This is a genomic window from Desulfocapsa sulfexigens DSM 10523 (genome assembly GCF_000341395.1).
Taxonomy (GTDB): domain Bacteria; phylum Desulfobacterota; class Desulfobulbia; order Desulfobulbales; family Desulfocapsaceae; genus Desulfocapsa; species Desulfocapsa sulfexigens.
The window spans coordinates 288279-300500 of sequence record NC_020304.1 but is presented as its reverse complement, the minus strand read 5'-3'; the positions used below and the strand labels follow the sequence as shown (position 1 = coordinate 300500).

At 45.7% G+C, this 12222-nt stretch carries 13 protein-coding genes; 6 read left to right on the top strand and 7 right to left on the bottom strand.

Annotated elements, in window-relative coordinates:
- Positions 1–29: 29 nt before the first annotated feature.
- From UWK_RS01270 to UWK_RS01240, 7 genes are all read right to left on the bottom strand, one after another.
- Positions 30–416, bottom strand: a complete 387-nt coding sequence (locus tag UWK_RS01270; protein WP_015402535.1) for a hypothetical protein — start codon at positions 414–416, stop codon at positions 30–32.
- Positions 417–421: 5 nt separating this feature from the next.
- A complete protein-coding gene (locus tag UWK_RS01265; RefSeq protein ID WP_015402534.1) occupies positions 422–1135 on the bottom strand; it encodes a hypothetical protein in 714 nt (237 codons plus the stop codon).
- Positions 1128–2075 carry a hypothetical protein gene (locus UWK_RS01260; RefSeq protein WP_015402533.1) on the bottom strand — a complete coding sequence of 316 codons (948 nt, stop codon included), beginning with the start codon at positions 2073–2075 and terminating at the stop codon, positions 1128–1130. The genes UWK_RS01265 and UWK_RS01260 overlap by 8 nt, the downstream gene beginning before the upstream one ends.
- A 2-nt stretch (positions 2076–2077) precedes the next feature.
- The gene (locus UWK_RS01255; protein ID WP_015402532.1) at positions 2078–3025 is read right to left on the bottom strand and encodes a hypothetical protein; all 948 of its coding nucleotides are present in this window, start codon (positions 3023–3025) and stop codon (positions 2078–2080) included.
- A 278-nt stretch (positions 3026–3303) separates the two neighbouring features.
- Positions 3304–4251 carry a pilus assembly protein TadG-related protein gene (locus UWK_RS01250; protein WP_015402531.1) on the bottom strand — a complete coding sequence of 316 codons (948 nt, stop codon included), beginning with the start codon at positions 4249–4251 and terminating at the stop codon, positions 3304–3306.
- Between the two features lie 80 nt (positions 4252–4331).
- Positions 4332–4562, bottom strand: a complete 231-nt coding sequence (locus UWK_RS01245) for a hypothetical protein (RefSeq protein WP_208598478.1) — start codon at positions 4560–4562, stop codon at positions 4332–4334.
- A 166-nt stretch (positions 4563–4728) separates the two neighbouring features.
- On the bottom strand, positions 4729–5031 hold the full coding sequence (locus tag UWK_RS01240; protein ID WP_015402529.1) for a nucleotide pyrophosphohydrolase: 303 nt from the start codon (positions 5029–5031) through the stop codon (positions 4729–4731).
- 211 nt (positions 5032–5242) lie between these two features.
- On the opposite strand from UWK_RS01240, the gene UWK_RS01235 reads away from it, so the two are divergent.
- The 6 genes from UWK_RS01235 (at position 5243) to dsrO (ending at position 12215) form a co-directional block, all read left to right on the top strand.
- Positions 5243–7366 carry a carboxy terminal-processing peptidase gene (locus UWK_RS01235; RefSeq protein ID WP_015402528.1) on the top strand — a complete coding sequence of 708 codons (2124 nt, stop codon included), beginning with the start codon at positions 5243–5245 and terminating at the stop codon, positions 7364–7366.
- 218 nt (positions 7367–7584) lie between these two features.
- Positions 7585–8121 (top strand): RsbRD N-terminal domain-containing protein, encoded by a 537-nt coding sequence (locus UWK_RS01230; RefSeq protein ID WP_015402527.1) that lies wholly within the window; start codon positions 7585–7587, stop codon positions 8119–8121.
- A gap of 101 nt (positions 8122–8222) precedes the next feature.
- A complete protein-coding gene (gene dsrM, locus UWK_RS01225; RefSeq protein ID WP_015402526.1) occupies positions 8223–9254 on the top strand; it encodes a sulfate reduction electron transfer complex DsrMKJOP subunit DsrM in 1032 nt (343 codons plus the stop codon).
- Positions 9255–9292: 38 nt separating this feature from the next.
- On the top strand, positions 9293–10954 hold the full coding sequence (gene dsrK, locus UWK_RS01220) for a sulfate reduction electron transfer complex DsrMKJOP subunit DsrK (protein WP_015402525.1): 1662 nt from the start codon (positions 9293–9295) through the stop codon (positions 10952–10954).
- 26 nt (positions 10955–10980) lie between these two features.
- A complete protein-coding gene (dsrJ, locus tag UWK_RS01215; RefSeq protein ID WP_015402524.1) occupies positions 10981–11382 on the top strand; it encodes a sulfate reduction electron transfer complex DsrMKJOP subunit DsrJ in 402 nt (133 codons plus the stop codon).
- Positions 11382–12215 carry a sulfate reduction electron transfer complex DsrMKJOP subunit DsrO gene (gene dsrO, locus UWK_RS01210; RefSeq protein WP_015402523.1) on the top strand — a complete coding sequence of 278 codons (834 nt, stop codon included), beginning with the start codon at positions 11382–11384 and terminating at the stop codon, positions 12213–12215. The genes dsrJ and dsrO overlap by 1 nt, the downstream gene beginning before the upstream one ends.
- The last annotated feature ends 7 nt before the right edge of the window (positions 12216–12222 follow it).

Sequence of the window (12222 nt, the reverse complement as noted above, 5' to 3'; positions counted from 1 at the left end):
TTTATTTGAATTGTTTTGGTGTACATACATTAAAAAAGAGACTTTATCAGGTCGGCAAATTCCTTAATCGAGTCCGTGGAGGGCATTTTTCCATGCATGATATCGGGGACGATGGTGTCTGAAATGAGTCGCTCTATTTTTGATAGAGTGTTGAGTACTTCTTTTACTTTGTCGGCGTCCTGTTTCACTTCATCGTCAAACTGTTTACTTGGCGGATCGGATATGGATACTCCGAACGCATAGCTTTTATATTTTTCCTGCATGGTGTGGCTCACAATATTATACATGCTGTCCTGGGAGGAAGAGATCAGGAGTATGGACACCAGTGCGGTGCAGATAACCAGGTATTCTACCGCTGACTGGCCTTTTTCATTTTGAAAAATATTGGCCGGAAGGATATTTGCAAGTGCTTTCATGGAGATTATATTCCTTCGATAATATTCATGACAATCTGGGTTGAACCCTGAGTACTGGTAATAACCAGATGCGCTTCTTCTGTATGCTTTCTGAATACCATGACAAATGCGTTTTCACTATCCGTATCCAGGAGCCTTTTCCAGCCTCTTTCGAGGTAGTGATTACGATAAAAGCTGCTGTTGCTTGCAACCGAATATTTATTGACCAGCATCAAAGTGCGTCCCTTTTTGCCGGGATCAAAACTTGTGACATCGTTGATGATCTTACTGCCACTCATCCTGGGTACTGGAGGGTCGTTTTTCAGGCTTCTCTGCATTGCTTTGAGGTCAGCAACAGCTAGATATCCCCGGATGCTGAATGCGCCATACTGCTGAACCTGAACTGTGTAGAGATAGGAGCCATCAAGTCTTGAAATAATATGCCAGGGGGGTACATGGGCCTCACGATATCCCGGTTTTTCTGAAGTCGTGTTGTTCCACTGTTTTCGATAGAATTCCAGCAGTTCGTCAATTGTTTTGTAGGATTCAAAGTGCTGTACCAGTGAGGGAATCCCATTAATGATCATTTTTTCACTGACCTGTTCCCTGTTCAGCCAATCCGGGGCCGGGAATTCTTCAGCTGCTGCATGGGCTATACTGCAAAATGCTATAAGCATCGAAACCAGTAGAGGTACAGGCAGTTTGCAGGGCCTCCTTGTATTGGCTACAACACTATTCATAATAGTACAGTCCTGATTTGTCTCGTAATTCTTTCTGGTTACCTTCCAAATATTCATAGGGGATCAGATCATCTTCCACATAACCAAAATCGGGTAGGGAAGGGGCTTTGATTTCCAGTCCCGGAACATCGGAAGCCAGGTTGTTCAGTCCAGTGATCACACCATTAATAGTGTCTGATACTGGCTTGAGTAGTGCAGTAATTACCAGTCCCCGACTCTCAGATGTTGCATTCTCAGTACTTCCCGCATTCCAGCCATTGGTGAGCACAGCAGCTTTGGCATGCATTTCAAGAGTACTGACTTTCTTGCTCACGTTAACCTTACCCAGGGAATATTGCGGTAGGATGTCGTCAAGAGTACGGAGTTTGACGTCCACATTGGAGGTAAAATAGCCCTTGGTATAGATTGCGTCAAACTTGCCATCAACATGAACAAGCTCCAGGAGGTCACCAAAAATCTTAAGAACAAAGTTTATAGTTTCGAGGACAACATCCAGAACTCCCTTGAGGCCGTCTGGAGTTTTCTTTTCTGCAATGGCTCCACTGATAATGCTGCTTGATGTGAAAAGGGAGTCCCCCCTGTGATCAACCCATAAGGGATTCAATTGAAAAGATGCCTGTGATGTGCCGTATGTTGCAGAAGTGGGATCGCTGAAAAAATAGCCCATTCCCTTGCTCCGAGTGTCCTGATATTGTCGTCTTCCTGAGCTCTGGCTACTTTTGATATCATTTTTGATGTACTCATTGGGGCCATTCCATACTGTATATTCCCAGGCTTCAAAACGTGCCTGGCTGATGGTAGCATGTTTGATGTCAATATATTTCCCGAGTATTGGAATAATAAGAAAAAGCGGAATAAGGAGAAAAACCGAAGCAATAATAAATTCTGTTGCTGCCTGCCCCTGCTCACTCTGTATGGTTTTGTATTTTTGTATGGACATGATCAAAAGAGATTCAAAATCTTCTCCAGTTCATCCTTGAGCGCCTTCAGGCCAGGGACGTTTGCAGCATCATGGTTGGCGATCCATATCTTCTTGTGCTGTATGGCCATGGCAAGGAAACGATCGAGGTCACTTGTTTTAGAAAGTCTTGCCTGCCAGAATGGGCCGAACACATTAGGCTTTTCAGTTTTTTTGTCGTGGCGCAGGAAATAGCTCAAGTCAGTAGGGCGGTCGAAATAGAGTTCTGATTTGGCAATGGCTCCGATTCGGTCAATATCAGGATTGTCCTCAAGAAGATTAAGGTTACCACTGAATGTGGGGCCTGTTTTGTTGATGTCCTTATAGGTTCTGACGACTCCCACAAGAAAAAAAGGTGCCACAAATGGCATACTGTAGGCGGATGTGTTTTGATCTGTTTTCGTCATGTCTCTGTATGGCTTGAGACCGGAGTAGGGGTTGCCTTCTATGACATTCTCTTCAAGTTCAGTGGCTGCTCCTTCCCAGGAGGGCCAGCGACCGTATGGGTATCCTGCTTCTCCATAGATTTTGGGTTGACCGTAGTAGCCGAGGGTGGGGGGCATGTCGAGAACGGTGAGTTCATTTTCTGAGGTGTTCACCGCCTGGTAGCCACCTCCTCCAGTGGGGATGGCCAGCTCAATAGGATAGCCCATGATAGTCAACTGCGCTTCGATAACCGAGGTGTCAAGCCCTGACCAGCCATAGTTGTTCCCTTTATAGCGTACCTCGGAACCTCCTTTGCTGTCCATGCCGGTGAAAAAAGAGAGATGTCCAAAATGGAAAGGACCGACGTGGAGATTTACGTCAAATCCGAGGCCAAACTTCCAGTCCCGGTTGCTGAATTTGTAGTTGAGATTGTAAATATCTTTGTCCCAGACCGGAGGGCCCCCACTGCTGAAGGGGTCACGTGCTTCTCTGATAGTCGCAGCCATGCGCTGCATCCCGGCATTTTCTTCTTTTCCCCCATTTTCCTTCTCTTCTTTTTCGTCTTCTGCTTCGTCTTCTTCTTCATCGGTGAGGTCTTTCTGGTGGCGTGCAAGTGTTGCTTGATCTTTTTTTAACTTTTCCTGGTGTTTTGCCCGGGTTTTCTCGACTGCCTGCAGGGCATCCTGGTCTTCCTGCAGAGTGAGCTTGTCTTCAGTTAATCTTTGTTTACAGGCTTCATAGTTGTCTGAGTTTTCCTTGGTTTTGTCTTTTTCCCAGGCCTGTTTCAGCGAATCGCATTTTTTCTTTTCAGCCGTAATCTTTTTTTATCAGCCTCTATTTTTTTTAGGGCAGCATTGTACTTTTTCTCATCCTGTCCTAAGGTTTTTTGATCATCGGCAATCCGCTTTCTGTCATTTTTTATTTTTCTTTCGTCTTTTGATATCAACTCCTCGTCTTCTTTTTCTTTTTCTTTCTCTTCTTCTGATTCCTTTTTTTTCTTCTGTTTCGATGGGGTATATCGTTTTGTGTATCCCTGCCAGTAAGAGGGGAGGTGTCCGACAAGGGCAAGAACTCCAAGGTCGGAGAGGTGAGCACCGGGTTTGTCGGGATCAAAGAGGTTGATCATATTGAAAGGGGTGGTGCCTGGAACATTATCTTCAAGACTCTGGAAAATATTCGTGGTGACCAGAACAATGGTTGCACCGTGATAGGCAGTCTGGCTGATGCTGTAAACATTATTAATAATGGAGAGTCCACTGATGACAGGAGAGGCAATTGCCGCCATGGCCTGTTCAGCCTCTTCTCCCACCTCGGTGATTGTGGAGCCGATATCCTCCAGGATCTCGACAATGACACTGATAATACCTTCAATTACATCACCAACCGTAATTATTGCAAACAGCCAGGCGGTTGCAGCCTCCAGAATACCGGCATACTCGTCTATGTATTCGCCCGTAGTCTTGAGCTCGTCAACAAAGGAGAGCATGCCGACCATCTGGCCTACGGCAACTTCATTGGCGACCATGGCCCGATTGGTGTAAGCAGAAAAATTAAGAGAGCGTGCTTCCAGAGTAGCGGCTCCAAAGGCTGCGGCGTCAGCAGCATTCTGGAGTTGCATTTTTTCGCTGGTAAGCCGTCCGGATTGATAGAGAAAGATGGTGGCAACAAGAACGATCCCAATAAGAGCAAGCACAAAAACAGATGCCTGCCCCTTTTGGTTGATGGATATCATTGTCTTGTTTCCTACTCGAGGTACTGCCGATGTGTTCCAGGTTGTTTGTGTTCTGTCATGGATACCTGAATGTGACCGTATTATTCCTGACGGTCTACATAATCCTTCAGGTTTGCATCGGTCGTTCCTTCTGTCGCGGCTTTACCTGCACTGGTATCGGCAGCCGTGATTGCAGTGGTAGCTGCCGCCTTGTCCCCGGCTAGCGACTCACTCATGGCGGCAGTCTGATTACGGACCGTCTTGCCGAAGTAGGAAAATGCTGCAATGCCTGCTAAAGCGATAACAGCAACAATAATAATATACTCTGTCATTCCCTGACCAGATTGGTTTTTGAACAGTTTCATAAGGTATTCCTCCTGTGGATTTTCAAACTGTCAGATTCTTGTGAGATTCTATCATATGGAATAGGCAAAACATAAAAAAAATGAGATCTGTTGTTTTTGTTGTGAATTCAAGCCGCTTTTTTTTCTCAGGTCACTATGGATGGGGGTATTTTTCCGCATTGAGTAGTATCTTTTGCTTTGCACAATTGAGAGGGTCCAGGTCAAATTTGTCTGCCAGCATGGTAAGGTATATCATGACATCACCTATTTCTTCCGCAATGTGTTGGAGGGTGGTTGTGTCAACCACACGACTTTCCTCGCTGTCCATCCATTGAAAGATTTCGGTGAGTTCTGCAGTCTCCACGCTCAGAGCCATACAGAGGTTTTTAGGGGTGTGAAATGGTTGCCATTTTCTGGCTGAGGCGAATTCCCGAAGGGCAGATCGTAATTTTTCCATGGGATTGTAGTGTTTGTATTGGTATTTCTTCTCGAATTCTGGTAGTTTTTCTGGTTTTATAAAGTCTAAAGTAGCATTTGAGCGTTACCTTACGGTGGTGAACAGTTAGCCGAAGTCAGTCTCTACGTAGAGCATTATCGGAAAAAATAAAAAATACCCTGTAAGGTACTAAAGCGCAACGGACTTTTCCTTTTACTCCATCGAGAAACAGATGATAAAAATATTTCGTTTATTTCTGGGCTGCATTGTGGTCATCAGCTTCTTTTTACCCGCAGTGTCCCCTGCGAAGTCCTCCGACTCGCCCGTTGCAGATGTATCCCGCAATAAAATAATCGGTTTTATGATCAGTAAGCAGTTGCCGGTGATGCATTTCAGCGACAAAGTTATGAATGATGAACTGGCCTTTGCTGCCTTTGATCTGTACCTTAAACAACTCGATTATCAGAAACGCTTTCTCCTGCAGTCCGATGTAGATAAGCTGTCTGTTCTGGCTCCTGCCATTGATAACAATCTTGTGAAAGGGGATATTACTCTACCCGATGTCGGCTATGAAGTGCTGGCTACCCGAATCGTAGAAGTAGAAAAAATCGCCACTGAACTCCTTGCAGCAGGGTTTGACTATAACCGTGATGAGAGCTATGAAACTGATCCCGAGAAGTTACAATATGCAACCAGCCTTACCGATCTGTCCGAGCGTTGGAGGAAGATACTTAAAGCCCAGATTATTTCCCGTTACCTGGACCTGAAGGAAGATCAGGTGCAAACTGGGGAAGGAAAGGACAAAGGCCCCCAAAAAAGTGATAAGGAGCTGTGGGCAGAAGCTGAGGAAAAGATTACTCAGCGAAACAGGAATTTTTTCAATCGTATGCACCAGGAGACCAGGCAGGATCATTATGACCGTTTTTTTAATGCTATTGCCAGGGCATTTGATCCGCACACTAATTATATGCCACCTGCCAACAAAGAGGATTTTGATATTCACATGCGCGGTAGTCTGGAAGGAATAGGTGCTCTTCTTCGAGAAGAGGACGGTTATATCAAAGTAGTTAATATTATTCCCGGTTCCGCTTCTGCTCGTCAGGGACGCCTGGAGGCCGAAGATATTATTCTTGAAGTGGGGCAGGGTGAAAAGGATCCAGTGGAAATCACTGATATGCGCCTGCGTGATGCCGTTCGTCTCATCCGCGGTCCTAAAGGAACCGAGGTTCGTCTCACTGTGAAAAAACTTGACGGGAATAAAGAATTTATTTCAATTCTTCGGGATGTGGTGCAGATTGAGGAGACTTTTGTGAAGTCTACTTTGATTGAAAGTCCCACGGGAACCAAAATCGGTTATGTGATGATTCCGAGTTTTTATCGTGATTTTGAAAAAACCCGTGATGGTTCTTCCGATGCCAGGAACTCCACCGATGATACCCGGATTGCCATCGAGGAGTTGAAGAAGCAGGGAATAAAAGGCCTTATCCTTGATCTTCGTAATAATGGCGGCGGATCGCTTATGGATGCAGTGGATACCACTGGTTTGTTTATCAAGGAAGGGCCTGTTGTGCTGGTTAAGAACAGTTATGGAAATAAGAGGGTGCTTAGTGATGAGGATTCTTCCATCGCCTGGGATGGTCCCCTGCTTGTACTTGTGAATCAATTTTCTGCTTCAGCCTCTGAAATTTTAGCTGCCGCCCTTCAGGATTATGGAAGGGCAGTGATTGTTGGCGGGGCACATACTCATGGCAAGGGAACCGTTCAGACACTTATAAATATGAATGAGAATATCCCGACATTGCACTTGAAGAAGTACGATGACCTGGGAGCATTGAAGGTAACCATCCAGAAATTCTATCGTGTGAATGGCGGTTCTACGCAATACAAAGGTGTAGAGCCGGACATTGTTTTACCGAGCCTTTTTCAGCATCTTGAATCCGGGGAACAGTATCTGGATTATTCCCTCCCCTGGGATCAGGTAGAGCCTGTTTCCTATGCAAGGTATGGCTCAACCCCAGTTGATCTTGCCATGCTGGAGGCGAAATCGAGGAAACGGGTGCAGCAGGACGAGGGGTTGCAGGTGATCGCCGATGAGGCTGACAAGGCCTCGGAGCGCGTTAAAAAAACGACCATTTCTCTAAAACTCTCCGATATGAAAGAAAAACGCCTGGAGGCAAAAGTTGCCCGCGATAAGATCGGTGCCCATTATCTGAAGTACCGCGAAGAACAGGACTTGGAGCATGGCGATTCTTCCGACGTTCAACCTGATAATGGTAAAGATAAGGATAAATGGAAAGAGGAAATCAAAGAAGATCCATATATTAATGAGTCGCTCCATATCCTTGATGATATGTGAGGGAGCATCAGTTTTTTTTGAATAATAGAATTTTAAAAAATTCTTGATTAACAGACTAAAAAATGCTAAATCTCGATCCTTATGAATGGTCATTCATTCAATTAGTGCCTTAGAATTTTTTTTAGTGTTTTTTTTGAAAAGAATTTCGTGAAGGAACTTATACCGGCTTACTTAGCGTTAACCGGTGCTAATTGATCATTAAACAGGACTAGGGGTATATGGATCTTGCCGAGGCATTTCGTAATTACGAAGATAAGATAGTTGATCAGTGGGTTGACTACACCTTGTCAAGCTATAAGTCGTCCACATTTTTTAAGAAAGGGCCAGATAAATTTTCCAACCCCGTTGGGGGGAATACCCGCGAGTCTTTAGGGCAACTCTACAAGCTGCTCACAAAAAATGCTGATCCCAAGGAGTTTGTTGCGCCACTTGATCAAATCATGCGGATTCGCTCTATTCAGGAGTTTACTGCATCCGAGGCTGTAGCTCCCATTCATGCCGTCAAACATATTACCCGAGATGTTTTAGCCAAGGATTCAGAACGCAAGCAATTTATTGCAGATCTTTATGATTTTGAATTTGCTGTGGATCTTGCAGTTCTTGCAGCATTTGACCTGTACTCGCAATGCCGTGAGCGGTTGTATAAGGTCAGGATTAAAGAGATAAAAACCGGCACCATCATTCTTACCGACAGCAAGTGTCCATCGAACTTGCTGGACAAAGATAAGGTTGATCCTGTTGGTTTTCCTACCTGATTGACAGGGTTACCACGTATTATTAACAGGTTTTGCATCGGTTCAGGGGATATTGCCGGAGCTAAACCTATACAATTCAATTTGAAGCGAGGTTAGAAGAAATGAAGTATGCCTTCTCATTCCTGGCAGTCTTAGCGCTGGTTCTGTTTGCGTGGCTGGGATCCATGATACCTGGGATGCAATACCTGTTTGGTGTTGCTATCCCGTATCTTGCGATCATGATCTTCCTGGGTGGTTTTGTGTACAGAGTTGTGTACTGGGCTAAGTCGCCGGTACCATTTTCCATTCCGACCACTTGCGGTCAGGGAAAATCTCTGGATTTCATCAAACAGGATAAGCTGGACTGTCCAACCAAGACATCGGAAGTTGTCGCCAGGATGTTCCTGGAAATTTTTGCGTTCAGGTCTCTGTTTCGGAATACCAAATCCGAACTCCACGAGGGGCCGAAAATCACCTATGAGTCATCCAGGTGGCTGTGGCTGGCAGCTCTGCTGTTCCACTATTCTTTTCTGGTGATCGTTATCAGACATATGCGTCTGTTCCTGAATCCTGTACCTCAATGGTTGCAGTTTGTGGATTTCCTGGATGCAGGAGCCATGCTTCAGGTCGGTGCTCCACTGCTTTACGCGTCTGATCTGGCAATCCTTGCCGGTGTTCTTTTTCTTTTTGGCCGTCGTCTTGTGAATCGTAATGTACGTTACATTTCACTTGCAAATGACTATTTTCCACTCTTTCTTATTTTTGCCATCGCCGTCACCGGCATGCTGATGCGTTATTTTCTGCGTACCAACATTGATATCGTAAATATCAAAGAGTTGCTGGTTGGTCTTGTGACCCTGTCACCGGTTATTAATGCTCAGATTGGTTCCATTTTCTATATTCATGTCTTTCTGGTTTCAGTTCTTCTCATATATTTTCCATTCAGTAAACTGATGCATATGGGGGGAGTCTTTATGAGTCCCACCAGAAATATGGCAAACGACAGTCGTATGAAACGTCATATCAATCCATGGAATGATCCTACAATCAAACCTCACTCCTATGCAGGATACGAGGATGAGTTCAGAGAGTTCATGGTTGATGCCGGCATCCCTGTTGAAAAAGAGCTTCCTCCCAAGAAGGACGAAGAATAGCAGGATTGTTGATCCAAATTATATAAGGATATAGAATAATGGCACTTGCAAAATTAGAACAATTATCAAAAAGCGTAGTGCAGGGTCCGTCTTTGGTAACAGGAGCACAACCAACCAAAGACTGGATGGACACCCCGGCTATATTTAAAGAGGGGAATTTTGCCTACCCTGCGAAAAAGGAAAAGGTCGAATATCTAAACAGTTCAAGTGATTTGAACTTTCCAAATGCCCGCATTTGGTCTCCGGATGAAGATGACTGGAAATTGCCTGAAAACTGGCAGGAAATCATCCTCAAGGGGCTTGCCGAACGTCTCGAGAAATTCAGATCTCTTAAAATCTTCATGGACTGCTGTGTGCGTTGCGGGGCCTGTGCAGATAAATGTCACTTCTTTCTCGGTACCGGTGATCCAAAAAACATGCCCGTACTTCGAGCAGAGCTGCTTCGTTCCGTTTATCGGAATGACTTTACCCTGGCTGGTAAACTCTTCGGTAAAATGGCGGGTGGCCGTGAGATGACGGTTGGCGTCCTCAAAGAGTGGTTTATGTACTCATACCAGTGTACGGAATGTAGACGCTGTTCGGTCTTCTGCCCATACGGTATTGATACCGCTGAAGTCACCATGATGCTTCGTGAGCTTCTTCATCTCGTTGGTATCGGAATCAACTGGATCCTGGAACCTGCTTCCAACTCCAACCGTACCGGTAACCACATGGGACTCCAGCCCCACACCTTTAAAGACAACGTGGATTTCCTTGCGGAGGATGTTGAAAGCCTTACCGGTGTCAAGATTAATCACAGCTTTAATCGCAAGGGTGCTGAGGTTCTCTTCATCACTCCATCGGCTGATGTTTTTGCTGAACCCGGCCTCTATACAGCCATGGGCTACCTTGCACTCTTTGAGCAGATTGGCCTTGATTACACCTGGTCTACCTACGCATCTGAAGGAGGTAACTTCGGGCTCTTCACCAGTAATGAATTGATGAAGAAACTGAATGCCAAGATGTATGCGGAGGCTAAACGTCTCGGTGTGAAGTACATCATTGGTGGTGAGTGTGGTCATATGTGGCGTGTCCTGCATCAGTATATGGATACCATGAACGGTCCCGCTGATTTCCTGGAGGTTCCAAAATCTCCCATGACCGGGACTGTCTTTGACAATGCCAAATCAACCAAGATGATTCATATTAGTGAGTTTACAGCTGATTTGATCAAGCATGGCAAGATCAAGCTCGATCCCACCCGTAACGCCCATGTGATGCCAACCTATCACGATTCCTGCAACCCGGCGCGAGCAATGGGACTTATGGATGAGCCGCGTTACATCCTCGATCATGTCGTTCCCAAATGGGTTGAAATGCCTGAAAATACTATCCGCGAGCAGACCTTCTGCTGTGGCTCTGGAACCGGTCTGAATACCGATGAGATCATGGAGCTTCGGATGCGTGCCGGTTTACCACGGGCTAATGCTGTGAAGCATGTGATTGATAAACATGATGTCAACATGCTCTCCTGTGTCTGCGCCATCGACCGTGCAACACTTTCATCACTTATGGATTACTGGAATCCCGGCTGTGGTGTTTGTGGTATTTCCGAACTTGTTGGGAATGCACTGGTTATGGATAACGAGAAACGAGCCATGGGGTATGGCGCCGACGGAACTGAATCAGAGCTTCCCGATGGCTTCAGGACCATGGTTTAACAGGAACCGGAACGGAGGAAACGTAAATGTATAACAAAGGAACAATCATACCGGGACTGATTTTATTCGTCCTTTTTGTGACCTTTCCAATCTGGTTCAACGGGTTGACCACGGCGGGTGATTTGCCGAAACCCGAGTTGCCACCAGGTGGAGAGAAACAGTGTGTCATGCCGGCTGATTATATGCGGGCAAATCATATGCAGCTACTCAACGAGTGGCGTGATAACGTCCTGCGGGATGGAGATCGTGAGATTCTTGAGATCAACGGGAAGAAATATCCCAAAGGCTTGCAGATGGCATGTATGACATGTCATAGTCAAAAAGAAAAATTCTGCGACAGCTGTCATACCTATGCAGCAGTAGACCCCTATTGTTGGGATTGTCACCTGACTCCCAACGAAGCAGGATCGAAGGAGGCAATGCACTAATGGATAATAAAAGAAGAAAATTTCTGAAAATAGCAGGTGCGTCAGTACTTGCAGGGATAGGTGCACCGGCGGTTATAAAGCTGACAGCTGCTACTCCCGCACTTGCTTCAGGACACGGTGAGGCGCCAGCACATGCACCTGCACCTGATGCTCATGGCGGTCATGCTGAAGAAGCACCCCAAGGGGTGCGGCTCGGAATGGTCATTGATCTTCGCAAGATGAATGAGAATCCCGAGATGCTTGACAGTGCCATTGCGGCCTGTATAGCAGCGCACAATATCCCAGAGTTTCCTGATAAGAAAAATGAAGTAAAATGGATATGGAAGGCCCCATTTGAAAATGTGTTTACTGATCACTCTGCAAGTCATTCTGCTGCCAAGGTGAAAAATTTTCCTTCAGTGGCACTCTGTAATCATTGTGATGATCCACCATGTGTTCGTGCATGTCCAACTCAGGCTACCTTCAGGCTTGAAAAAAACGGAATCGTTGCAATGGATTTTCATCGTTGCATCGGATGCCGTTTCTGTATGGCAGCTTGTCCATATGGTGCAAGGTCATTTAACTGGCAGGATCCACGCCCTTACATAAAGAAGTACAATAAAGAATTCCCGTCACGAATGAAGGGTGTTGTTGAAAAATGTAACTTCTGTGGTGAACGTCTTGCTCTTGGACAGGAACCGGCCTGTGTTGAGGCCTGCAAAGGAACAGGCGCCATTGTCTTTGGTGACCTGAACGATGCCAAGTCCGAGATACGAGCGGTACTTGATAAAGAATTTACTATCCAGAGAAAGCCAACGCTGGGTACTAAACCATCAGTCTTTTACATAGTGTGAGGTAGTC